Origin of the sequence: Sulfurospirillum barnesii SES-3 (assembly GCF_000265295.1) — a bacterium.
Classification (GTDB): Bacteria; Campylobacterota; Campylobacteria; order Campylobacterales; family Sulfurospirillaceae; genus Sulfurospirillum; species Sulfurospirillum barnesii.
Genome location: NC_018002.1, coordinates 1329717 through 1355011 on the forward strand (window position 1 = coordinate 1329717; position 25295 = coordinate 1355011).

Here is a 25295-nt window from a genome sequence, read left to right on the forward strand (position 1 = left end):
TCTATTGCGTTAGTTTATCGCCGATACGTAATTGAAAGTCTATTCCTCTTGCAACTCTTGATTACACGCTTTAAATTTATGATACAACCTTAAAAACTACTAGATTTTCTAAACACTCCCAAATGTTCTCAGGGTTATTTTAAAACATGCACCTTCTGAAGTATTAAAAGCCTCTAAGCTACCATTTGTATTTTCTTCAATAATCATTTTACTCATATACAACCCTATTCCTGTACCTTTTTTGGCATGTTTTGTTGTAAAATACGGCTCAAATATATGCTCAATGGGATCCATTAAAATACCACCACCATTATCTTCAATATCAATCACAATATGTTCATTCTCTGAATACAGTGATATTTTAATTCGTGGTTTAGCAATAGCACGATCAAGAAGGGTATCTTTTGCATTGACAAGAATATTTAAAATTACTTGGGCAAATTGACGTGGTGAGCCTTCCAATTCGTAGCGATCTTTCTCATAAAAAACCAAATCAATATAATGGTTTTTTAAAGCTGCACTCACAAGTTCAATAGCACTTTTAATTGCATCATTGACAACATAATGCTCTTTTTCATCAGTTGTAGCGAAAAAATTACGAAAATCATCAATTGTTTTCGACATATGAATAATTATTTTTTCACAATGATCCATACTCTCATCAAAGAGTTCTCCTGTTAATTTTTGTTTTGACCAAAGCATATAAAGGTTGAAAAGTGTTGCCCCAAGTTCAGTAAGAGGTTGTCGCCACTGATGTGCAATATTTCCAATCATTTCACCCATACTCGCTAACCGACTCTGTTGAATCAATAGCTTTTCGCTTTGTAATCGCTGTTTGCTCTCTTCTCTTACACGACTTTCAAGTGTATAATTCAGTTTAAGAAGATTTGCTTCACTTTCTTCTAGTCTTTTAATCAGGATATTAAATCCATAATTAAGGATAATAAGAAGTATGATTATTACAATAATAGCCATGAAAAATTCTTTATAAATTGTATTTGAAAGATTTTTCTGTTGTTCCGTAATATCTTGTAAAAAAAGAAGACTTGCTAAACTCTTCCCATTAAATTTATCTTTAATTCTAACAATATATGTCATATACGTTATATTTTCAATTTTCAAAATTGAGCCGTCATCTAATTTATAACCAGCAAAAAAAGCATTGATGTCTGGAGCTTGGTCTGTATTGTAAAGTATATAACCTTGAAGAGATAAGTAATTTTTAATTCTGCTAAGAAAATATTCAGGACTTATTATAAATTCCATTGTGCAAATAAAAACGCCTTCCTTATATATTGGAATCCTAATATGATAAGCTGAATATGATATTGATGAGAAAAAGCCAAAGTCAACTTCATCTGAAAGTTCTTCATCGAGTTTAATTTCATGAGGCTCAGGTTCTTGCCCTAAGTATGCTATGAGTTGTTTTTTTTCGTCGTAAAATCTAAGCCCTAATAAAAAAGGATTTTCTTTCTTTAACATTTCCCATCGATATACGGATAACTCTACGATACGCTTAGAATCTTTTGCAAATATTGCGCTTTGTACGCCATGAGAATCTACATGGACTAACGAACGATTTCCATAGTGCTTATTGAGTAATTCTTGCCTTAATTCATAAAAATTATTGATTTGTGACATGTAGTCTTTTTGCGACATCTCCATATTTTTTTTTATATCAAAATAATGAATATATCCAGAAATCGTTGCCATAACAATAAGAATTATGGAAACAAAAAGCATTGTTTTCGTCTTAGTAGATATTGATGGACGTTTTTTAATGTGTAACAAGTTTATATCCAACTCCAAAAAAATTTTCTATCATGTTGTCAGGTAGTTTTTTCCTAAGTTGCTTAACAAGCGATTTTAACGCTTCTTTATGCTCCCCCTGCCCGTCCCATATTGCGTATTCTAATTCATCATATGAAATAACTCGATTCTTTTGTCGTAAAAAATATTCAAATAAAGTACGTTCTCTTTTGGTTAATGAAATTTGTTCATTTTGTATTAAAAGCATAGATGTTTCTACATCAAAGAAAATGTCATTTTCAACTTTAATCAATCCATTGTCTCCCCACTCATACATCCAATGAGCACACGCCTTAAATGCATCCAAAAAACTTTCTCTTACAAAGGGTTTTATAAGATATTTACAAACATGTAAGTCAATTGATTGTAACAAATAATCTTGCTCAGAATAAGCACTCATAATAATAACAGGAACACGTTTATTGGACTCTCGAATTTGTTTTAATAGCTCTAATCCATTACATTTAGGCATACAAATATCCAATAATAAAACATCTGGGTTATATTCATAGAAGAGTTCTAAAGCTTCTTCACCATCTTTAGCTTCGATCACTTTGTGAAATAAAAATTTTAGTGAAGAGCTAACCGTTTTTCTTATATTCTCTTCATCTTCAGCATAAAGGATTGTTAAATGCTCAAATAATTTTAACTTATTATACATCTTAAGCTTGCCTTTTTAGAAGATACTAATAAACTAAATATTCTATTCACTATATCCTTATTTCTCCCTCAAACTTACAACTTACCCCTACTTTCACACTAGTTCTCATTAAAATTATAAGTTAGCAAATAGAGATCACTTGATCAAAAATAGCTTATTAAAATAATTATTATATAAGGAATTTTATTATGAACACAATATATCGCACTATTTATAATGCTACGAAAGGTTTATGGATTACAATACGTGAAATATCACGCTTATTTTTATCTACAAAAAAAAGAAACTTTTCTAGTAGTATTGCAAAATCAATTGCATTATTAGGTTTAAGTACTACAACGTCATGGTCAGTATGTGGGTTGCAATTTGATGGTACTTATTTATGTTCTGCTATCACAAACTCCCCTGTAAATATTGCAGGGAATGATTTACATGTAAAAGCAGATGGTACATTTCAGTATGCATCAGCAGAACCAATGACAATCACAGAAAACTCTGGAAGTATACAATTCAAGCAAGAAGATGGTAGTTCTATTAGAGGAACTGCGCAATACGGGGCTTTAAAAATCTTTAATAATGGCTTTGGTTCTAGCACCATTGAAACAGCTGGAGATATTATAAACACAAATGGGTATGGATCGCTTATGTGGAATAATGCAATGACTACTACTGATCTTACCTTCACTCAAACTGCTGGAACTATTACTGGGGCAACAGCAGGTATTTTCTTTCAAAATTATGGAACTGGAGCAACCACTATTCAAACTGCAGGCGATATTGTGGGTACTTCACTAAATGGTCTTTCAGTGGTCAACGAAACCAAAGCCACTGATTTGATTTTTAACCAAATTGGTGGAAGTATCACTGGAGGGGCAGGTGGTGTTCACTTAAGTAACCTAGGTACTGGTAAAACCACAATTGTAACGGCAGGCGATATTACAGGTAATGGGGCGATGTACAGAGGTCTTTTCGCTGAAAGTGTAGCAGGAACTGACCTGCTTTTCAAACAAGTATCAGGAACCATTACAGGAGCAACAGGTGTATATATAAGTAAATCAGGCACAGGTTCCTCTACTATTGAGACAGCAGGAGATATTATTGGCACTTCCGTATCTGGTATCCTAGCAATCAACAGAACCCGCGATACTACCGCAGATTTGATTCTTAACCAAGTAGGTGGAAACATCACTGGCGTTAAAAATGGCATTGAATTGCTCAATGCGGGGGCTGGTAAAACTTCTGTTCAAATCGCTGGAAATGTTGAAGGTACGACAGAAAATGGGCTATATATTGACCATAACGTTTTTGCAAGCGATCTAAGTTTTACTCAAACTGGGGGAAGTATCACGGGAGGTACAAGTGGTGCTTATTTGACGAACGTAGGTACGGGTAAAACTACAATTGTAACCGCAGGAGATATTACAGGGACACACACAGGTCTTTACGCTGAAAATCTTGAGACAGCAACAGATTTGATTTTTAACCAAGTAGGTGGAAACATCACTGGCGTTGAAAATGGTATTGAATTGCGCAATGCGGGGGCTGGTAAAACTTCTGTTCAAATCGCTGGAAATGTTGAAGGTACGACAGGAACTGGGCTAAATATTTACCATAACGTTTTTGCAAGCGATCTAAGTTTTACCCAAACGGGAGGAAGTATCACGGGATTTCTATTGGGTGCTTATTTTTCAAACGGAGGTACGGGTAAAACTACAATTATAACCGCAGGAGATATTACAGCGACACACACAGCTCTTTACGCTGAAAATCTTGAGACAGCAACTGATTTTGTTTTTAAGCAGGTATCAGGAACTATTACTGGATCTACTGGTGCAACTATAATTAATATAGGTATAGGTTCAACAACTATTGAGACAGAAGGAGATATTGTTGGTACTGAACTGAATGGTATTTTAGCAATCAACGACGCCAATGCTGCAGATTTAATTTTCAATCAAACAGGTGGAAGTATTACTGGAGTTGCAAGTGGTGTTAACTTAAGTAACCGAAGTATAGGTAACACCATAATTACAACCGCAGGAGATATTACAGGGACAGAAATAGGTCTTTACGCTGAAAATCTTGAGACAGCAACAGATTTGATTTTTAACCAAGCTGGTGGACATATCACTGGAGAAGAAGATGGCGTATGGCTAATCAATAATAGTGGTACAGATACGGTTGCCCAAATATCAGGTGTCATTACAGGTGGTATGGGTGCTGGGCTTCACATAGGCGGTAGTGCAGAAAGCACACTAATAAATGTACTAAACCAAGGAGTTATCTCTTCTACTTCAGGAATAGCAATTCAAGATGATTCTACAGCAAATTACACCGTCCTCAATCTCCACGAAGGCTCAAAAGTCATGGGAGATATTCTTATGGGAAAAGGGAGTGATACGGTTGTTATACACGGTGGAGCCGATATATCAGGTGTCACCCTCTTTGATGGGGGCAATCCATTAAGTAGTGATGATACCAATACTCTTGTTTTTGCACGTACCACACAAGAGATAGCAGGAGAGCGCATTGTCAACTTTGATACCATAGTCCTTGATGACTCTACCGTAACCTTAAGTGGAGAAAAAAATTATGGGCTCTTTTTAATGAATAATTCTTTGCTTCAAGTAACCGATACTTTGGATATTTCAGGAAATGTTAGTATTGATGAAACCTCTGTCGTAAGCTATGTTTATGGGGGTAGAATTGTAGGAAATGTTACCAATGGGGGAGGTATTTTTTGGGAGCGTTTAGGTGAGACGTTTACGATTCATGGTAATTATGAAGGTATCGCAGGGTCAATTTCATTAGAAACCATCCTTGGAGATGACAGTTCAATAACGGATAAATTACATGTAACTGGAAATATCACAGGAACAACAGCCATCGATATACGCCCAATTGCAGGTGGCCTTGGCGCTCAAACGGTTGAAGGAATTAATATCGTTGTCGTTGATGGAACTTCTGCGAGTGATAGCTTTGTCCTTGCCCATGCTGTTCAAGCAGGGGCATATGAGTATATCTTAAAACAAGGAAGCAGTTATGATGCCAATGATTGGTACCTTATCAGTCAGTTTGATTGTACTCTGAATAATAGCTGTTCACCAGCAGGCACTCTACCAATATATCGACCAGGTGTTATTAACTATATGGGTGCACAAAGCGTCAATAAAAAGCAAGGTTTGCTCCAACTCTCTACATTTCATAATCGTATGGGAGAAAAAGTTGTTAGCGATGAACAAGATCGTTTGACATGGCTAAAACCATACTATATGCAATACAAAGCAAAAGGAGAAACACGCTTTGGTTATGACAGTAAACTCTTTGGTGTACAGCTTGGGCAAGAAATCTTTGCCGATGAAAACATCGCCACAGGATTAACCCATCGTGCTGCCATTACCTTAGATTATGCAAAGAGTAATACAGATTTTAATGATCGTTTAAGACCCCTTGAGAATCTTGATGCAGATACAGGAAGCATGAATGCTAAGAGTCTAGCAATTGGAGGAACCTATACTATTATGAATGAACAAAGAGGTTATATTGACTTCGTAGGACAACTCTCATCTTTAACCAATGACTTTAGTGATAGTCATGGGGATAAATCTACCCAAAAAGGTAAAAGAGTAAGCCTCTCTGTAGAAGCTGGTCAGCCTATAGCAGCTATTGGTAATTGGAGTGTTGAGCCTCAAGTGCAGTTAAGTTATATGCATACCGATTATGATGCTTTTCATGATCTAACGTCGCACATCAAAGGATATAATACTGATGCACTAAGAGGACGTTTAGGTACTCGTATTGCTACCAAAGAGATAAGTCCATCTGTTCCTTCTAAGTATTATGCCAGTGTTAATCTCCTGCATGACTTTGATAAGCCTGAAACGCTTGTTTTTGATGGTACATCTATTAAGGAGGACTTCAGTCGTACACACCTTGAAGCAGGTCTTGGCATGAATTATCAAATCGCTAAAAATACTTTTTTACATGCAGATATTGCTTACCAACATAGTCTTGATGGCGAAAAAAGTCAAGGTGTAATAACAAATATCGCTTTGAAAGTTAAATTCTAAGTGATAGATTCTATCACAACTTTTAGAATAGAACAGATTTATAGAATATTTTATTACAATAAATAATATTTATTATAAAACCTAAAGCCAATAAAGAATACAATCCCGACTTTATATTTAGATAACTTCTTTTATCTAGCCTTCATTGTGTCTATGGGACATATACATTACATGTAGGGAATTGTATGGCTTTTCGTATTCGATTGATTCTTACCTTTTTTTGTCTGTTATCCAGTAAATATGTACTTTTTGCAGATTCTACCACCGATGTTATCAACCAACGTGAACATTTTGAGAAACAAAAAGAGGTTTTCGAAAAACTCCAAAAGCGTCACGATGAAAATATCATACGCTATGACGTGAAGAAACCTGAATTGCTCCCTATGAAAGAAGAGCCTTGCTTTGAGATAAAGCTTATTAAAGATGAGGGCATTACCCTCCTCTTAGAAAGTGAAAAAGAGTTCTATTACCGTCCGTACATTGGAAAATGCACAACACTTACCGAACTTTCCAACTTAACCAAACAACTCAGTGCACTTTATTTGGAAAAAGGCTATGTGACCTCTCAGGTGTATCTAAAACCTCAAAATATCGCTTCTGGTGAAGTCACCCTCTTTGCCCTTGAGGGTAAGATAAAGTCCATCACTCCTGATGAACGCTCCATTCACCATGCTTTTATGGGTCAAGAGGGAGATTTTCTTAACTTAAGAAATTTGGAACATGCCATTGAAACCATGAATCGCCTGCCTAGCAATCACGCAAAAATGGATTTGATACCCAGTGATGAAGTAGGCTATACCGATGTTAATGTAGAAAACAACACAACAAGTCGTCTTAATGGCAGTGTGGGCATCAACAATTTTGGAACGAAAAAAACGGGTAATAAGCAAGGAACACTCTCCCTCAATCTCGATAATCCTCTAGGTATTAACGACCAATTTGCTATTAATTTAAATAGCACCGATCAGCACTTTCACAATGAAAACTCCATAGGCGATGGGTATGAGTACTCCTTTCCCATAGAGCGCTTACTAGCAACCTTGAGCTATCGAAAAAATCATTATGCACAGTATATTTATGGGGGTATCAATCGTTATGAGTCCAAAGGTAACACCAAAACCTATACCCTAGCCCTCAACTACAAACTTTTTCATAACGAAGTCCATCGCATCTCCATTGGTTCGTCTCTTTCGCACTATGAGACTAAAAATTATTTAAGTGATGCGCTGATTGAAACCTCTAGTTATGAGCTTTCCAATGCGAGTGGCATGGTCGATTATATGTACCAAAGTGCAGGATTTTATAGCTATATAGCCTTGAACTATGTCAAAGGAACCGACTGGTTTAATGCCTCCAACCCTACATCCTTAAATGAAAAATACACTCTTTATACGATTGATGCTTCCTTAGCCAAACGCTTTGATGCTTTTCAATACACGCTTTCTGGGCACTACCAACACTCCAATGACCAACTTTTTAGCACCAATCAAATCAGCATTGGAGGACACTACAGTGTTCGAGGCTACCAAAAAGAGGGACTGAGCGGAAATACAGGGTACTACCTGCGTAATGAACTCTCCTATACCGCACCGTCCAAACTCCTAGAATATTTTGAGCCGACCTATTTTATTGCCCTTGATGGGGGTGAAATTAAAAAAGAAGCTGACACAAACGGTGGAAAACTGCTCAGCGATGCCTTTGGTTTAAAGCTTAAACGGGGCGATTTTGACATGAACCTTTACTACACCATGCCTTTGTATAAAAAAGATGTCAGCACTACGCAAAACTTCTTTGGCGTATCAGCGACGTATCGCTTTTAATCTTTACATGTAATGATAAATGAGGGACAAAAATGAATTTTAGACAGATCATTTCTATTTCGATTAGCCTTTTGTTGGTTTCAAACCAAACCCTGTATGCTGCTGGTATCACGGTGGATACAAGTGCTGCTAAAGCCCATCAAGCAGAGCTCATCAAAGCGCCTAGTGGTCTGCCTATTGTCAATATCGTCACACCCAATGCGCAAGGACTCTCCCACAATAAATTTTCAAATTTTAATGTTGAGCAACAAGGTTTAATCTTAAACAACTCAAAAACCGTTGCCAATACCGAGCTTGCAGGCTATATCTCCTACAATCCAAACCTTACAGGCAATGCTGCTAAATTGATTTTGAGTGAAGTCACTGGTACGAGTAAAACCTATTTACGAGGCTATACAGAGGTTGCAGGAGTTGCTGCTGATGTTATCATCGCCAATCCCAATGGCATTAGTGTCAATGGCGGTGGATTTATTAACACCCCAAATGTAACGCTTAGCACAGGAACACCCATGCTTTATCAAGGCGTTTTACAAGGCTTTGATGTGAGTGGTGGAAACATTGTCATTGAAGGAGATGGCTTTAATGCCCACAATATCGCCAAAGTTAATCTGTACGCCAAAGCCTTAGAACTCAATGCCAAACTCTATGCTGATGCTTTACATGTAACCACTGGTGAAAATACCATTGCCCTTGATGGTACGGTTAGCTCCAAAGAGAAAACAAGCACTGGACTCTCTTTGGATTCGACCTTGCTAGGAGGCATTTATGCCAATGCCATTACGCTTAAAAGTAGCGACAAAGGCATTGGTGTTACCTTGCCTCCTGAAGTGTTAGCACAAGACTCTTTGGAGCTTGATGTCAATGGAGAAATTATTGTCTCAAAGGTGACCGCAGGTGCTACAACCCTTAAGGCACACGATGCAGGTATAAAATTACAAAATGACATCAGTGCAAAAACCCTCTCTATCGACGCTGGGAAGAAACTGATGATTGAAGAAGATAAGATTATTGAAGCTTCCGATGCGTTGTCCATCATCGCAGAAAGTATTCTCAATCAAGGCGAGCTAAGCGCACTTGAGGGGAAAGATAAAAGCACACTAAAGGTGACTCAGAGCCTTGAAAATGAAGGATTTATTGGTGGCTATGACCTGGATGTAAGTGCCACACACATAGAAAACACAGGGGCTATGTACTCCAAAAACGCTTTGAGCATCAATGCGCAAACGCTTAACAATGATGGCTTGATTCGAAGCAATAGCACGCTAGACCTCCTTGTCTCCAACACCCTGACCAACCAAAAAGAAGGGGTCATCTACAGCGATGGCACGCTTACTCTCGCAGCCAACACCGCACAGGATAAAAGCGAGAGTATTACCAATTATGGGCTTATCCAATCAGAAAAAAATATCGCCATACACGCAAAAACGCTCAATAATCTCGCCTCAACCCCCACCCTCAAAGACCTCTCCTCTTCTACGTCTGAAACCATTTCACGGGGTGGTAAAAATGATTTTGATATTGTAACGACCAGCATTTATAAAACCGTTGTCGATATACCCTCCTCTCCTGCTCAGATTATGGCAGATGGTTCCATGCTTTTAGACCTTGGCACACTCAACAATGTCTACTCTTTGATTGCCTCGGATGAAGATATTGTCTTAAACGCAACCCTAGCCAACAACATCGGGGTGGTGCTCATTACGAACACGAAAGTGGTGACCACCCAGTACCGTGACCGTAAAAAATGTAAGAGAAAATGGCATGGTGGTAAAAGTTGTAAACATGTCGCTGACTATCGAGGCAGTTTCACGAAAACAGAGAATGTGGAAGAGCCCATTGCAAATTATGGCATTCAAGCCAAAAAAAGCATTACAGGCAATGTTGTGACACTAAACAACCTCAGTGCACACGCAGGGCTTATAGGCAATGCTGAGATACAAGCCAAACTTGCCACCATAGAGACCATTGAACTTAACACAAAAAATCTTAATGCCCTAAGCAATGAATTAACCCAAAACAGTGAAGGCACACTGGATTTTATTATTGATGAGGCATCTTTAGATGAAACCCTAGCGACCCTAAAAACCCTTGAGGATTTAAGTGCGTATCAAACGGAGCTTTTAGCGACCAAAAGCGATATTCAAGAGATATTAAATGAGAGCAAACCGCTTGTAAGTTCCCTTGAGTCTTTACTACCCACCCTTCAAACACTCGATGCAACTGCCAACACAGCGCCCATTACAACAACACTGGAGACGATTAAAGCCAATTTTTTAAGCATTGAAACACATCTCTTAGCCCTTGAAGAGCTCTCCTCTTCTTTAAAAGTGGTGGATGATGCCAACCTTCAAAAAGATGCTTTACTTCTCAATCAAGAGGCACTCAGTACGCTCATCAACCAAAACACCACGTTGCTTCAAGCCCTTGACCTCTCAGCGCTAAACACAAGCCTTGAATCCAAAAGTGATACCTTACGTGCGGACGTAGGTCTTGCCTTAGCACAACAGAGCAATGTTGAGTATAAAATCATTAACGCCAATAACGGCTTATACCAAACCAATACCCACCATGCCCTCTCCTCCACGAAAGCACCCACCTATACAACCAATAACAGTACCATCATCGACAACATCACCCTTCCTAAGGGAAAATATGGCACCTTTTTGGTCAATAAAGCGCACAATCATCCTTATCTCATCGAGGCTAACCCTCGCTATACCAACTATAACACCTTTATTAGTTCAGACTATATGTTAAGCAAACTAAATTTTAAACCAGAGCAAACCCAAAAACGCCTAGGGGATGCTATGTATGAGACACAGTTGGTGAGTAACAGCATTGTGCGTTTAAGTGGGAGTCGTTACCTAGAGGGGTATGGAACAGAACTCGCACAGTTTCAAGGCTTGATGGACAATGCCCTTAGTGTACAAAAAGATTTAGGTTTAGAGTTAGGTATTTCCCTCTCGTTAGAGCAAATAGCACGTCTTTCTAAAAATATTGTCTGGATGGTAGAAAAAGAGGTAGAGGGTGAGAAGGTCTTAGTTCCTGAGGTCTACCTTGCAAGCAGTAATGTCAGCAGTGATGGTGCACGCATTGAAGCAGGAGAGATACATCTTCTCATTGAAGAGACCCTGTTAAACAATGGCATCATTGCCTCAGAGGGTTCTCTTAAAATTGCCACAGGCGCTAGCCTTACCAACCAAAACGGCTCCATCACCTCTGGTGAAACCATGGCGCTAAGCTCAAAGGGTGTGCTAGAAAACCTAAGCGGGACTATCCACGCAGATGGCGATATGACACTGGATGCAAAAAGCATTCACAGTACAGCCTTCAGTGAAGAGAAAACCTATACCTATGCAAGAGGCTACCAAAGGATAACAGAACAAGGCAACGCCGCACAATTTACTTCGGGTGGAAATCTTTCCATGCAAACCAACGATGAGATAAGCCTTGTCAATAGCTATATTCAAGCCACCAACGATGTCACCCTCACCTCTAAAGGTACCATAGCCCTCAGTGCCCTTGCCAAAAACGAAAGCTATGACTTTAAAATTGGTGGAGGGTATAACAAAGGCTACGCTACCACCCATGCCCCCTCCTCTATAGAAGCATCAAACATTACCCTCAACGCTTCTGCGCTAACACTCAATGCCTCCAACCTGAGTGCGTCTGATACCCTACGCCTTCACGCTACAGAAGGAGTTGCCATCTTAACCTCCAATGATGTTCGCTACCAAGATACAAAGGTAAAAACCAAAGGGGGATTGTTTGGGGGTAAGAAGGTTAAAAAAGATGAAGTCTCTACCAGTACCGTGGTCTCTTCCACCCTCAGTGCTAAAACCCTCAACATCGATACCTCTACCCTCTCCATTCAAGGCTCTAAACTCACCGCAGAACAAGCCACTATCGCCAGTGAGATTATAGAGCTGATTTCGCTTAAAAACAGTGAGTATGAGAGCCATTTTAGCGATAAATCAGGATTTATCACACGTACCATTACCTCAAAAGGACATGTGAAAGAAGAAGTGGTTCCAGCCATCATTGAGGTAGAAAAACAACTCATCATTAACCATAAAGATGTCACACAACAACTCCAAACCGATAACATTCTTAAAACCATCACGTCCCAATCAGGTTTGAGTGTCGAGCAGATAAAACTAGTAGAAGCCTATGCAAAGTCTGATGAGTGGAATAAAAAGATGACCACACTCAGTGGTATGGGAAGTCTTATCATAGCAGCTGTTGTTACGATATGTACTATGGGTGCAGGTGGTGGTTTGGTAGGATTAGGTGCGGCACAAGCAGCAGCCACTTCAACAGCTGCCACCGCTGCTGCAACAGGAACGGCGGCAGCAACTGCCGCAGCCGCTAGTGCTGCTAGTGCCCTTACCACCGCTACCATTCAAGCAGCCGTGGTTCAATCCATCGTGACACAAATGGCAAACACCTTAGTCACCGCTGCTATCACAGGCAATAGTCCCGTCATTGATGCTGCATCTATTGCCAAAGGTGCTGTCCTTGCAGGGGTACTTAGTTATGCTAATATTTCTTTCGCAACAGATGCATTAAAAGAGAATATGAGTCTGTATGACTATGCAAAAAATGCTACTATAAGAGGAACCGTACAAGGGGTGGGTTCAGAGATAAGTGGAGGCAAGTTTAAAGATGGATTTGCAACAGGAGCAACGCTTTCAGTGGTAAGTGATGGTGCGCTACAGATGAGACAGTATGTTAAAGACAATTTTGATTATGCAGGTAAAGATGGTAAACCTGTGCCTGAAAATGTTAAAAGTGTTGGCGTGAATGGGGATGGGGTTAAAGTTGAGGGAAGTCATCCTGAAAAAGTAGTAGAAAATGGCGTAATAATAAGAACCAAAGAAGTAATTGCACCTACAGGTGGTTCACAAATGGGAGAGAACCTCCTCTTTGGAATGCCAATTGTGGAAGGTAGTGTTACTAATAAAACATTGGCATATTTTGCAGGACCTCATGATTTTCTTTCAAGCTGGAATTATGAAAATATCAACATAGATGGTCAAACACTCACTGTTTTAAAAGATAATGGAACACTAGTCAATGTAGCAAGCGGGGCTTTACTTATTCCTGCTCTTCCTTTAGCAGCAGCACCTTTTATAGAGAAAAATATAAATGAGATTAATACGATAAATTCTATACAAGAACAAGAAAGTAAAAAAGCTGAAGATTTTATTTTAACAAATACCAAGGACACTAAATGAAAATAATTAGTCTTATATTGACTATAACACCCCTTATTTATACAGGTTGTTATATGGGAGCTTCAACATACGAAATTTTTAAGAAAAATATGGACTTACAAATAGGACGTGGACTCTATCCTGGCATGAAAGATAGAAAAAAAATCTATGATGGGGAATATGATATCTATTCTGCTGAGTATCCAAAAGGATGTAATTGGGGCTACTTAGTTAAGAGAAATGATGAAAAGAAAACCATTGTTGGCTGGAAAATTATTTCAGGAGAAGAATACTGTAAAGAGCAACAAGCATATTCATTATTCTGATTGAATAGATGTAAAAATCTTTTACATGTAAAGGTAAAAAGTAACAATGAGTTTTAACCAATATTTATTTGAAAAACCTTTACATGTAATATTCACCCATACCTCTAACTCCAAAGCACAGCAAAATGCACTTAACCAAACCGTAGGTGCAAGAGTAGGAGATGGCTTAGGAAGCACAGGAGCAAGTTATGGAGCAAGTACGGGAACGACCCAAAGTAAACAAACTGTACTGACTTCGCTTACAGGGGATAAAGTCAATATCGAAGTAGAAGACAACACAAACATCAAAGGTGCCCTTATTGCCGCAGGAGAGACCAATGAGCAAGGTCAGTTTGAGGATAATGGAAAGCTAAACCTCAGTACAGGCACTTTAACCTTTGCAAACTCGACCAATTCTCAGTATAGCTCAAGTAACAGTTACAGTGTAGGAACCAATATAGGCTATAGTACAGGGAAAAATACCCAAACCAATGTCGAAGAGACCACAGGAAAAGTAAACTCCTCTACCCTCTCCCTCTCCAATGAGATGGGCTACTCAAGTTCTAAAACTTTAGCAACGGTAGGTGAAGGTACGTTACATGTAAAAGACACAGAGAACTCCGATGATCTGGAAAGACTTAACCGTGATACTTCAAAAGTTAACAAAGAGCTTTACTCTGGCAGTGTGGGTACTTCGGTTACGGCTACGTTGGATCATAGGTTACTTAGTGAAGATGGATGGAAGCTCATAGCACAAGACTTTGTAAAAACAGGTATGTTGCTCGATACCATCAACCAAGTAGTGAGTAATCAAACCGTAGGTCTCTCTGAGTTTGGTGCGGAGCTTAGAAAAAGAGAGATTACGTATGAAACCGTTAAAGAAAGAATTGCACAAGATAAAGACTTAGCAGCAGTGCTTAACTCTCCTGCCTACACGGATGAACAAAAACAAGCCATCACCAACGGCATAACACAACAAGTCATGGTAGAATTAGGCTATAAACCAATAGAGAATGTACTTATAGCCACAACAGAGCCAGGACGTGATGGATACCAAATCAAAGGATACTTTTCATTGGAAACAGGAAAAGCATACATGAATGATTTTTACAATAACACCAATGCTGATCTTCTAAAAACAGCAGGGGCTGAAACACAAAGAGCCATCGATGCACAAAATGGTTCAACCTTTGATCAAAGTAAAGAGTACAGAGATGCCAGAAGTGCGTACTCTCAAAACTTTGGAAGTAACATCGCAAGTTATGCTGACTTTGCATTGTACTTTACAGGACAAGGGAGTCTTTCAACTGGATCAAATTCTATAAGTACATCACCACAGACACAGGCCAACAGTGCTGAGTTTGCTGGGTTGAATAAAGAGTTGGGGGATAACTTTGTATTTGGTAAGCGTGGACTTGGAAACGTCGGTATTCTACTATATACAGTGACTAAAGGTTCTGTTGACGATCATCTAAATACAGAGCTTGTGCATGAACATGGTTTCTATGAAGATGGCACCAATGATAATGTAGGCTTTTTTAAAGATGGCGTTAAAAGAAATGAAACGATACAAGGTTATCAATTAGATGAGATACATTATGATGATAATATTATGCGAAAAGCAGAACAGAATATTATAAATCAATTTCCAGCGAAAGCATATTGTATCATTGGCTACAATTGTCAAGATTTTGCGGATGCGTTAAGAAAAGAATACTTGAAATTAAAAGGTCAATAATGGGTGTTTTTATCTTATTTATACAAAATATTATTATTTTCCTATTTTTAACTCCATTAATTATTATAGGTTTATTTCAAATTACTTCAACATTAACCATTTTTCAAAAATATAATAAATTAATTGTGTTGTTAGAAATAGTATATTTAATGGGAGCATTTTTTTTGGGAGCGTTAGAAATTCTGTGTCAATCAGGTAGTATTTCAAATACACAAGGATTGAACGATGGAATTTCAGATAGACACAGAGGCAATATTACAGCACATACGTGAGGGCAAAGCCCTTGGAGGGAAAGATGGAGCACTGGCTCCTCTTATTAAACAACTAACAGAAGCAGCACTTCAAGCAGAGATAGAATCGCACCTTACCCAAGATTTGCAAAAGAATCGTAAAAATGGATTTAGCTCTAAAACAATGAAGAGTGAAGTAGGTAACTTCGAACTCGATGTTCCAAGAGATCGAACTGGTAGATTCGAGCCTCAAATCGTGAAGAAAAATCAAACCCATATGTCGGATCAAATAGAGCAAAAGATACTCTCACTCTATGCCCTTGGCAACAGTTATAGCCAAATAGTTGACCTTATTGAAGAAATATACGGTGTAGGCTTCTCTAAAGCCACCATAAGCGCCGTAACCGATAAAATCCTACCCATGTTACAAGAGTGGCGCGTTCGCCCCTTGGAAGAGCTGTATCCCTTTATATTCTTAGATGCCATTCACTATAAAGTGAAAGATGAAGGCAAATATATTTCCAAAGCATTTTATACCGTGCTTGGTGTTAAAACCGATGGTAAAAAAGAGATATTAGGTCTTTATTTAGGTGAAAGTGAAGGAGCAAAGTTCTGGTTACAAGTGCTCACAGATCTGCAAAACCGTGGAGTGAAAGATATATTGATTGCCTCAGTCGATGGACTTAAAGGATTTCCTGAAGCGATTAACTCAGTATTTCCCAATACAGAAGTTCAGCTGTGTATCGTCCATCAAATACGCAATTCCCTCAGGTTTATAGGCTCAATCAATCAAAAGCAATTTGCTAGTGAACTTAAAGCAGTCTATCAAGCATTTACTAAAGAAGAAGCTGAAAATGAACTGGATAAACTGGAAGAAAAATGGGGTAAAAAATACCCTATTGTTTTTCAATCATGGCGCAACAAATGGGATAACCTCTCACTGTATTTTCAGTACCCTGAAGATATTAGAAATGATGTCAAACGAAGAAGATAAAGGGGACAGGCTACTTTAAATAAGTAGTGTGCTAAACTTTCTCTAAAATCTTTACATGTAAAAGGACACATCCATGCCACGAATTGCTAGAGGTGAGAGTATTGGAGGCATTTATCATGTGATTAACCGTGGAAATATGCGAATGCAAGTGTTTGATGATGCTGAAGATTATGCTTACTTTTTAAAGTTGCTTCAGGATGGCTTGAAGCGAGAAGCCGTTGAACTTCATGCGTATTGTCTTATGCCAAACCATTTTCACCTTTTACTGATGCCTCTTGTTGAAGGAAGTCTGAGTCGCTTGATGCAATGGGTGATGACGTCGCATGTGCGTTACTATCATCGAAAGAACAAAACTTCAGGGCATATTTGGCAAGGGCGATATAAAAGTTCTATGGTTCAAAAGGATAGTTATTATCTCTCACTCTTGCGTTACATTGAAGCCAATGCCTTACGTGCCAAACTGGTGAATGAAGCTGAGGCATGGGTTTATGGTTCTTTGTGGGAGAGAATGAATCAAGAGAGACAATTACTCGATGAATCTTTGATAGTACTACCAACCGATTGGGCTTTACATGTAAACACACCTTTGAGAGATGAGGAGCTAACAATAGTTCGTAATAGCGTCAATCGTCAAAGTCCATTAGGGGAATTAGAATGGATAGAAAAGACAGCTGAAATGTTTGGACTTTCTTCAACACTTAATCCACGGGGAAGACCAAAAAGGAAAGATGAATTATGATAAAAAGTAGCCTGTCCTAAGAAAAAGTAGCCTGTCCCCATTTTACCCCCCCCATTTTACTTGAATGTAAAATATATCATGAAACGATTTAAAGAAAATATGAAAGAATCATCATGGCAAGAGTTTTTAAAAAAAGAAAATACTGAAATTGTTTACGATATAGAAAACTGTGACATAAATAAGTTACTTTAAAATGAAAGTATAGGTGGATTAATGAAACAAATTAGCAATTATATTAAAAGACTCTATCACGGCGATATATCTTTATTTACTACATTTTGGATATATGGTTTTTTGATACAATATATATTAGCCTTTATATTTTCCACCCTTGGTAAACTTTACAATCAGCAATTATGGTTAGTTTTTCTGATTTGTTTTTTGGCTTTTTTAGAAATCATTTATGCTTTTTTTGCTTCTATTGCCATTTGGCGTAGCGCAAATAAATATCAGGGAGATAAAAAATGGGCGGATGGAGCAAAACTTTACATTGTCATATCAATATATATGCTTATTTCGACTCTCTACCTAAGAGTATAAGGGAGTTCGTAACTTCAAAAGATAAAGGGGACAGTTTCCACCTTTAATCTTCCCTGTTTTTCTCTCTTCTGATTCAAACTAAGGAAAAACTATTTGCGTTCAAGTCCCAAAAGGCTCACACCTAAAGCTACAAAAAATGCACCGCTGATGCGGTTAAACCATGTGGCACGATGGTTGTGTGAAAACCACGATTTGAGGTTTTTGGCAAAAAAAGCATAACTCATAAGCGTCATGTAAGAGAGCGTCATAAACGTAAACGTCAGTATGAAAAACTGAGGGACTAGTGAAGCGTTGGTGTTTAGAAAAAGTGGGAAAAGTGCGGTAAAAAAGATAATCGGCTTAGGGTTACTCACGCACACCAAATAGCCTTTAGAAAAAATAGCAAAGTACTCGCTTTTACTTTTTTTAGAGTTGAGACTGATTTTTTCAAAGACGTTGGAGAGGTTGCGAAACTGCTTAACCCCGATGTAAATCAAATACAATGCGCCCAAAATCTTGAACATCAAAAAAAGTACCGCAGAAGTTTTGAGTACCACGCCAAGCCCTAGCATCGCTGCACTGGAGAGGGTAAAAAGTCCCAAAACATTCCCCAAAGTTGAAAAAACCACCGCTTTCATGTCGTACATCACCGAATTATGAATCGCCAACAATATAGCAGGACCAGGACTTACAATCGCTACTATCGCCACCGTCACATACAAAAACCACGTGTGCAAATCCATCTATAACCCTTTTGTTGTTGTGTCATGGTGCTATTTTAGCATTACATGTAAAAAAATAAAGCATTTTCCCGTAATCTTTTTGTGTCATAATTATGTCACAATAATATACAATGTCACAAAAAAAATAACAAATTAGGAGAGACTGTATATGAGAATTAAGCATTTGATCTTGCTAGTAGTATCCATTATTGTGACGATGATTGTGGTCGTTTTATCGACGCTGGGGTATCTTGCTGCAAAAGAGAATCTTATGGCAAAAATCGACAACCATCTTGCCAATATCACAACGCTTCATGCCAATAAAATTGATAAATTTGTGGCTGAAAAAAAGCGTGTTATGGAGATGCTTGTTCAAACCCTAGAGACAGTGCCGTACGATAAAGATACGCACCTTAGCTATATGGAAAAAGCTAAAAAAGTGATGAATATCTATGGCGTCTTTAGCGTGTTTAACGACAATAACTATTTTGATACCGCAGGGTGGAATCCTCCTGAAGCATGGGACTATAAAGCGGAGCCATGGTACAGTAAAACAATCTCCTCTCGTGATACGGTTGCCATAGGTCCTGATACCTATAAAGATAATCAAGGGAATAATATCTATTACATTTCTGTCAATAAAACATTTTTTAAAGAGGGAAAACCTTTTGGGGTTGTAGGAAGTGAAATTCATACCAATGTTATCAATGAAGCGATACTAAAGGTTAAAGTTTTGTCAACAGGATTTTTGTATGTGATTAACAAAGAGACAGGAATGATTTTATCTCATCCAGACGATAAAAGAGTAGGAACAAATGTCTCTGAGAGTGTTTATGGGCAAATCAAGGGAAAACAAGAGGGGCAAATTCGATACCGCTCTCAAGACAATAACATAGAAAGAGTGGCTTATTTTGAAACTTTAGATGAGGTGCCTTGGGTTGTGGTGACCACGGTTAATTTTGATGAAGTGTGTGAACCACTCAACGCATTAATGGTGAAGTTTGTTCTCACTGGCTTACTCTCCTTAGTCTTCTCTCTTGTGGTGGTGTATGGTTTAATCAATCGCTCGCTTTTACCTCTAAGTACGATGAAACAGCATGCACGCAATTTAGCAATAGGGGATGGTGATTTGACGCGCGAACTGATGGCTGCTAACAACAATGAAGTTTCAGATGCGAGCCGTGAGATCAATACCTTTATTCAAAAAGTTCGCTCCATTATTCAAGGCGCTAAAGAACTTTCCAGTGAAAATTTTTCGGTTTCACATGAACTCTCTGTGACGACCATCCAAGTGGGAGAACGGGTAGAGAGTTCTGCTTCATTGATTGTCGATACGACCAAAATATCACAAGCGATTAAAAGCGAAATTGGCACCTCCGTATCTGAATCACAAGAGACACAAGAAGAGATTTTACTCGCAAATCAATCGCTCCAAGAGGCGCAAAACGAGATTATTGCGATGTCCAAAAATATCGAAAAATCTGCACAGAGTGAAATAGAAATGGCGCAACGCATGAATGAATTAACCCAAGATGCCGAACAGGTCAAAGAGATTTTGACCGTCATTAATGACATCGCTGATCAAACCAATTTATTGGCACTCAATGCTGCCATTGAAGCAGCAAGGGCTGGAGAGCATGGACGAGGGTTTGCTGTGGTTGCGGATGAGGTGCGAAAATTGGCTGAGCGCACCCAAAAAAGTCTTTTAGAGATCAATGCAAAAATCAATGTCATTGTCCAGTCCATCTTCAATTCCAGTGAACAGATGAATGCAAATTCACACACCATTGGGCAATTAACAGGCTTTGCCAATACGGTTGAGAACAAAATAGCCAATACCGTCACCGTGATGAATCAAGCTACAAAGATGAATGAAAAGATGATTGCAAATTATGGTATGACGGGTCAAAATATTGACAAGATTGTGACTAAAATAGAAAACATCAATGACATTTCATCTGCCAATGCACGAAGTGTTGAAGAGATTGCTAGTGCAGCAGAACACTTAAATGTTATGACTGAAAAACTCAACAGTATGCTCAATCAATTTAGAACCTAAACTCTTAAAAGAGCCATAATGGCTCTTTTAAAACAAACTCCTATTTATAGACCCTATTGTAACTTAAAGTAAATAGTTGCCTATCTCTTTGTTTAAATCGTGAAAATATCATCCAATCATTCTTTCGATGCGATACAATACTTGTGTACCTATTTTAACTTATATAATTTATATTTTTTTAAATTTAATCTTTACATGTAAACACTATTTTATCCTAATACCACAAGGGGACGCACCTATGTTTGAAAATTTTAAAGCAAGAGCGGAAGCATCGGGAAATACCGAAGTGAAGCGTTTTGCAACGACGAATGAAGCACTTCACTTTATTGAAACATTTTTGGCGCAAGAGGGCGTTAAAGATGAAGTGGGCTCTTACGCTGTTTGGGCAAAGAGTCCCATTTTAAAGCAGGTGGACACCAAAGCTTGGGCAGAAAAATTTTCAGGGCTTCATTTTGAAGTGACCAAAGCATTAGCAAAAGGTGCCAAAGTGGGGATTACCCAGTTAAATTGGGGCTTGGCAGAGACGGGCAGTATGGCGCAAGACTCGACCGATGTGGAGCAACGCCTTGCATCAGCACTGGCGTGGATACATGTGGCGATTTTACCGACGTCAAAAATCATTGCGGATATTCCAGCGTTGATGACTAAAATGCACCCCAAAAATGACAAATACATCACGCTCATCACGGGAGCAAGTAAAACAGCAGACATTGAAAGAGTGCTTGCCATTGGGGTGCATGGCCCTGAGCGATTGGTGATTGTGTGTGTCGATGATTTAGAGTTAGAAGGAGCAGCGTCATGAAACAAGAACTATCAGCATCTATCCATAAAGCCCTTGAAAATCAAAACCTTGCAGGTATTTTAGACAGGTGGAATTATCCAGCGACACGTGCCAAAGCGTTTGAAGGGGTTGATTTTGAGGCACTGCGTTCGAAAATCGCAGATATCAAAGGTGATGCGGCGGGTCGTTTAGACGAACTTGCCAATACTTTTAAGAAAAATGCGGAAGCCAATGGTATTAAAGTCTTTATCGCCAAAAGTGCGGAAGAAGCACGCCAATACATCGCCAATCTTTGCAAAGAAAAAGGTGTCAAAAAAATCGTCAAATCCAAATCCATGGCAACGGAGGAGATTCATCTTAACCATTTCCTCGATGAATTTGGCATCCAATCGGACGAAACGGATTTGGGTGAGTGGATCTGCCAACTTGCACACCAAACGCCTTCCCATATGGTTATGCCAGCCCTTCACTTAACGAAGGAAGAGATTTCAGACCTGTTTGCCGAAGAGACCAAACAACCTTTGGATAATAACATCCAAAAGTTGGTTAAAGTCGCACGTGCAGCGATTCGTGAGAAATTTTTTGAAGCCGATATGGGTATTTCGGGTGCAAACATTGCTATTGCCGAAACAGGTTCCATCGTCATCTGTACCAATGAGGGCAATGCTCGCCTTGTTACAACGCTTCCAAAGGTGCATGTCGCCTTAGTGGGTCTTGAAAAACTCGTGCCCAACTACACAGACGCAGCACCTATTTTAGCCGCCCTGCCTCGCAATGCAACCAGTCAGCTCATGACGAGTTACGCATCGTTTATCTCAGCACCCACGCTCAACGATGATGGGACGATGAAAGAGGTACATATCGTTTTAATGGACAACAACCGCCTAAAGATGGCAGAAGATCCGAAATTTAAAGAAGCGCTTCAGTGCATTCGCTGTGCCGCCTGTCTCAATGTATGTCCTGTGTATCGTCTGGTGACGGGACATGTCTTTGGTGACATCTACACGGGTGGTATCGGTACGATTTTAACGGCGTGGTTTAATGAGCTTAAATCCGCTGAAGATATTCAAGCACTCTGCATTGGATGTGATAAATGCAAAGAGATATGTGCCGCCAAAATCGACATCCCAGGGCTTATCTTAGAGATTCGTCGTCGTGCTGCAACCAAAGAGGGTTTGCCATTTATCTATAAAAGTGCGCTTCAAGTCATCAATAACCGCAAAGTTTTCCACACGATGTTGCGTGCGGCTTCTGTGGTGCAAAAGCCTTTTGTCAAAGAAGGGTTCATCCGTCATCTTCCTATGTTCCTCTCAGGCTTGTCGGAGTATCGAAGTTTGCCTTCCGTCGCTCCTGTGCCGTTTCGTGATCTTTTCAAAACCATCAAACAACCCAAATGCGACCAAAAAGCGGCATTTTACGCAGGCTGTGCGCTGGATTTTGTTTATCCAGACGCTGGTGTGGCGATTGTGAAGATTTTAAATAAAGCAGGCATTGAAGTGTTGTTCCCAGAAGAGCAATCCTGCTGTGGTATTCCACACTGGGGAAGTGGCTCGTTTGATATGGCAGCGGACGCCGCAGAGCGCAATATCTTGCCACTGTTAGAGGGCAATCCTGATTATGTGGTGGTCAGTTGTGCCAGTTGTACGACTGCGTTGAAAAAAGAGTGGGCGAAAATCCTGAAAGATCAACACCGAGAATCATTAATTCCAGAGGCAAATAAAGTTGCATCAAAAACCTATATGTTTACCGAACTGGTCGATAAACTCATCAAAGAAAAACGCTTGACGCCTAAAGAAGGCATGGAACTTCACACACTCACCTACCATGATTCGTGCCATGCTAAGCGTCATGTGGGGCTTTCCAAAGAGCCACGCGATGCGCTCAGTGCGGCAGGTTATGAGATTAAAGAGATGAATGAGTGCGATACGTGTTGCGGTATGGGCGGTTCTTACACCATCAAACAACCTGAGATTTCGATGCAAATGCTCAAACGTAAACTCGAAAACATCGAAGCAACAGGTGCGGAATTTGTCTCCGCTGAGTGTCCAGGCTGTTTGATTCAATTACGAGGCGGGTTGGATAAATCAGGCTCCAAAATCAAAGCCATTCATCCTGCGGAACTCATGGTCGATAAGTTCAAATAAAAACGCTTTAAAAGAAGGGTTTTTAACCCTTCTTCTTTTTACATGTAACGATTAAATACCTAAATCTTGACGTTTAAAGTATTCTTGTCCTACCTTACACAAAGGACAGGCTTTAGGTGCTTTTTTACCTCTATGAATGTGCCCACACACTTCACACACCCAAATTTCTTCTTCTTCATCTTCGAAAAAACCATCTGCTCTCATTGCATCTTGAAGCGCTTTATATTCACGTTCATGTTCAACTTCTACTTTACCAATAGCGTTAAAAAGACGGGCAAGCTCTTTGTGTCCCTCTTCTTCAGCAATTTTGGCAAAATTTGGATACATCGTTGTATGCTCATAATTTTCACCTGCCATTGCACTATCAAGGTTTTTGAGTGTAATCTCAGTCTCAGCCCCATCGACCAATTTGTGGTATGCTTTGAATTCTGCACGTGCGTGCCATTTTTCATTTTCTGCTGCTTCTCTAAAATGACGAGCAACTGCATGCCAACCCTCTTCTTGCGCAATATCTGCAAATAAATCGTATTTATTACGTGCTTGAGATTCCCCTGCAAAGGCTTTCATTAAATTAACCGCTGTCAAATTAGTGGTCACACACTCCATTGCTTGCCCACAACAGGTAAGCTTACCGCCGCCTACGTGCTGAACCTCTACTTCATTGCCACATTTACTGCATTTATACGTTTCGTACTCTCTCATATCAACTCCTTTAAGTGATGGTGTAATCATAGGCTATTTGAACTTATAAAGAAATAAATATTAAACAATAAAAATTATTAATTAAAAAATTCCTTTTGCTTTAAAAAACATCTCAATTGATTTAAGGGAAAAAGCTTTATCGTATGTGAATAATTCTTGCCATGTTTTACTTTCCAAATAACTTCTTGTCTCAATAGTATACTTTGCTTTAATTTGCTCCACAAACTCAATAGAAAAACTTAACAAAAGAGCATATTGTGCAGCAGTCAGTTGTTTTAAAAGATCAAACAAACGGTAATAGTTTACCATTTTTTTACTCGACTCTTCGCCCATACGCAAAGACCAAATACGCCCTGCAAAATCATGCTGATATTCTACACCACTACGTGTCTCAAGAGAAAAAGCCCTAAACGAACGCATAAGCTCTTGTTTAGGAAGATAGTGTTTAATATTGTGAAAAAAAATGTAAACGGTGAGTAAAAAAAGGTCTTCATTACAAGGAGCATATGCTTTGATTTCAAGGCATGTCTCTTTCTCAACGTCTAATTGCATACGAAGATAAGCAAGGTGTTTGACACGCCAATTCTCTTTTTCTTCCGCCCTCTTCTGCCACTCAATCAAGGTAGGTCTAGGAATTGCAAAACGATCTACTAAAGGCTTATAGGAAATATTCATCAAAATGTCCTTAGTCAAGATACATTATTTTATTACAATTTCTTAAATATATCAATACACTAGAAAAAAGAAAGGCTCTCTATATTTTAATGTATATCATTCTTTTGTTTA

At 39.0% G+C, this 25295-nt stretch carries 16 protein-coding genes and 1 pseudogene; 12 read left to right on the forward strand and 5 right to left on the reverse strand.

The features are described from left to right. Positions 1 to 108: 108 nt before the first annotated feature. A complete protein-coding gene (locus SULBA_RS12755; RefSeq protein ID WP_156790522.1) occupies positions 109 to 1791 on the reverse strand; it encodes an ATP-binding protein in 1683 nt (560 codons plus the stop codon). Further along, positions 1778 to 2470: a response regulator transcription factor gene (locus tag SULBA_RS06765; protein ID WP_014769533.1), complete on the reverse strand. Its 693-nt coding sequence runs from the start codon at positions 2468 to 2470 to the stop codon at positions 1778 to 1780. The genes SULBA_RS12755 and SULBA_RS06765 overlap by 14 nt, the downstream gene beginning before the upstream one ends. 188 nt (positions 2471 to 2658) lie before the next feature. Here SULBA_RS06765 and SULBA_RS06770 point away from each other — a divergent pair, with 188 nt between their 5' ends. The 9 genes and pseudogenes from SULBA_RS06770 to SULBA_RS06810 all read left to right on the forward strand — a co-directional run bounded on the left by SULBA_RS06770 (position 2659) and on the right by SULBA_RS06810 (position 18122). Next, the gene (locus SULBA_RS06770) at positions 2659 to 6540 is read left to right on the forward strand and encodes an autotransporter outer membrane beta-barrel domain-containing protein (protein WP_014769534.1); all 3882 of its coding nucleotides are present in this window, start codon (positions 2659 to 2661) and stop codon (positions 6538 to 6540) included. A 185-nt stretch (positions 6541 to 6725) separates the two neighbouring features. Beyond that, positions 6726 to 8360, forward strand: a complete 1635-nt coding sequence (locus tag SULBA_RS06775; RefSeq protein WP_014769535.1) for a ShlB/FhaC/HecB family hemolysin secretion/activation protein — start codon at positions 6726 to 6728, stop codon at positions 8358 to 8360. Between the two features lie 32 nt (positions 8361 to 8392). After that, entirely contained in the window at positions 8393 to 13597 is a 5205-nt protein-coding gene (locus tag SULBA_RS06780; RefSeq protein ID WP_014769536.1) for a two-partner secretion domain-containing protein, read from the forward strand. Next, entirely contained in the window at positions 13594 to 13902 is a 309-nt protein-coding gene (locus SULBA_RS06785; RefSeq protein WP_014769537.1) for a hypothetical protein, read from the forward strand. The genes SULBA_RS06780 and SULBA_RS06785 overlap by 4 nt, the downstream gene beginning before the upstream one ends. A gap of 46 nt (positions 13903 to 13948) precedes the next feature. Beyond that, positions 13949 to 15619, forward strand: a complete 1671-nt coding sequence (locus tag SULBA_RS06790; RefSeq protein ID WP_014769538.1) for a hypothetical protein — start codon at positions 13949 to 13951, stop codon at positions 15617 to 15619. Then, positions 15619 to 15891, forward strand: a complete 273-nt coding sequence (locus SULBA_RS06795) for a hypothetical protein (protein ID WP_014769539.1) — start codon at positions 15619 to 15621, stop codon at positions 15889 to 15891. The genes SULBA_RS06790 and SULBA_RS06795 overlap by 1 nt, the downstream gene beginning before the upstream one ends. Beyond that, positions 15845 to 16819, forward strand: a pseudogene (locus SULBA_RS06800) (IS256 family transposase); the annotation flags it as partial. The gene SULBA_RS06795 and the pseudogene SULBA_RS06800, both read left to right, overlap by 47 nt. Before the next feature lie 97 nt (positions 16820 to 16916). After that, positions 16917 to 17582 (forward strand): transposase, encoded by a 666-nt coding sequence (locus SULBA_RS06805; RefSeq protein ID WP_014769541.1) that lies wholly within the window; start codon positions 16917 to 16919, stop codon positions 17580 to 17582. A 213-nt stretch (positions 17583 to 17795) separates the two neighbouring features. Next, positions 17796 to 18122 (forward strand): hypothetical protein, encoded by a 327-nt coding sequence (locus tag SULBA_RS06810; protein ID WP_014769542.1) that lies wholly within the window; start codon positions 17796 to 17798, stop codon positions 18120 to 18122. 89 nt (positions 18123 to 18211) lie between these two features. On the opposite strand, the gene SULBA_RS06815 is transcribed toward SULBA_RS06810, so the two are convergent. Beyond that, positions 18212 to 18844 carry a LysE family translocator gene (locus SULBA_RS06815; protein WP_014769543.1) on the reverse strand — a complete coding sequence of 211 codons (633 nt, stop codon included), beginning with the start codon at positions 18842 to 18844 and terminating at the stop codon, positions 18212 to 18214. A gap of 169 nt (positions 18845 to 19013) precedes the next feature. On the opposite strand from SULBA_RS06815, the gene SULBA_RS06820 reads away from it, so the two are divergent. The 3 genes from SULBA_RS06820 to ldhH all read left to right on the forward strand — a co-directional run bounded on the left by SULBA_RS06820 (position 19014) and on the right by ldhH (position 23807). Further along, a complete protein-coding gene (locus SULBA_RS06820; RefSeq protein ID WP_172634073.1) occupies positions 19014 to 20882 on the forward strand; it encodes a methyl-accepting chemotaxis protein in 1869 nt (622 codons plus the stop codon). A 238-nt stretch (positions 20883 to 21120) separates the two neighbouring features. After that, entirely contained in the window at positions 21121 to 21684 is a 564-nt protein-coding gene (locus tag SULBA_RS06825) for a LutC/YkgG family protein (protein ID WP_014769545.1), read from the forward strand. Beyond that, the gene (ldhH, locus tag SULBA_RS06830) at positions 21681 to 23807 is read left to right on the forward strand and encodes an L-lactate dehydrogenase (quinone) large subunit LdhH (protein WP_014769546.1); all 2127 of its coding nucleotides are present in this window, start codon (positions 21681 to 21683) and stop codon (positions 23805 to 23807) included. The genes SULBA_RS06825 and ldhH overlap by 4 nt, the downstream gene beginning before the upstream one ends. 51 nt (positions 23808 to 23858) lie before the next feature. Here ldhH and SULBA_RS06835 read toward each other — a convergent pair whose 3' ends face one another. Further along, positions 23859 to 24509, reverse strand: a complete 651-nt coding sequence (locus tag SULBA_RS06835; RefSeq protein WP_014769547.1) for a ferritin family protein — start codon at positions 24507 to 24509, stop codon at positions 23859 to 23861. A gap of 81 nt (positions 24510 to 24590) precedes the next feature. Next, on the reverse strand, positions 24591 to 25184 hold the full coding sequence (locus SULBA_RS06840; RefSeq protein WP_014769548.1) for a hypothetical protein: 594 nt from the start codon (positions 25182 to 25184) through the stop codon (positions 24591 to 24593). Positions 25185 to 25295 lie beyond the last annotated feature (111 nt).

What these genes read in the sequence shown, in the direction of transcription:
- SULBA_RS06765 (WP_014769533.1), bottom strand. Translation starts at nt 2,470, where the DNA reads ATGTATAATAAGTTAAAATTATTTGAGCATTTAACAATCCTTTATGCT.
- SULBA_RS06770 (WP_014769534.1), top strand. Translation starts at nt 2,659, where the DNA reads ATGAACACAATATATCGCACTATTTATAATGCTACGAAAGGTTTATGG.
- SULBA_RS06775 (WP_014769535.1), top strand. Translation starts at nt 6,726, where the DNA reads ATGGCTTTTCGTATTCGATTGATTCTTACCTTTTTTTGTCTGTTATCC.
- SULBA_RS06780 (WP_014769536.1), top strand. Translation starts at nt 8,393, where the DNA reads ATGAATTTTAGACAGATCATTTCTATTTCGATTAGCCTTTTGTTGGTT.
- SULBA_RS06785 (WP_014769537.1), top strand. Translation starts at nt 13,594, where the DNA reads ATGAAAATAATTAGTCTTATATTGACTATAACACCCCTTATTTATACA.
- SULBA_RS06790 (WP_014769538.1), top strand. Translation starts at nt 13,949, where the DNA reads ATGAGTTTTAACCAATATTTATTTGAAAAACCTTTACATGTAATATTC.
- SULBA_RS06795 (WP_014769539.1), top strand. Translation starts at nt 15,619, where the DNA reads ATGGGTGTTTTTATCTTATTTATACAAAATATTATTATTTTCCTATTT.
- SULBA_RS06805 (WP_014769541.1), top strand. Translation starts at nt 16,917, where the DNA reads ATGCCACGAATTGCTAGAGGTGAGAGTATTGGAGGCATTTATCATGTG.
- SULBA_RS06810 (WP_014769542.1), top strand. Translation starts at nt 17,796, where the DNA reads ATGAAACAAATTAGCAATTATATTAAAAGACTCTATCACGGCGATATA.
- SULBA_RS06815 (WP_014769543.1), bottom strand. Translation starts at nt 18,844, where the DNA reads ATGGATTTGCACACGTGGTTTTTGTATGTGACGGTGGCGATAGTAGCG.
- SULBA_RS06825 (WP_014769545.1), top strand. Translation starts at nt 21,121, where the DNA reads ATGTTTGAAAATTTTAAAGCAAGAGCGGAAGCATCGGGAAATACCGAA.
- ldhH (WP_014769546.1), top strand. Translation starts at nt 21,681, where the DNA reads ATGAAACAAGAACTATCAGCATCTATCCATAAAGCCCTTGAAAATCAA.
- SULBA_RS06835 (WP_014769547.1), bottom strand. Translation starts at nt 24,509, where the DNA reads ATGAGAGAGTACGAAACGTATAAATGCAGTAAATGTGGCAATGAAGTA.
- SULBA_RS06840 (WP_014769548.1), bottom strand. Translation starts at nt 25,184, where the DNA reads ATGAATATTTCCTATAAGCCTTTAGTAGATCGTTTTGCAATTCCTAGA.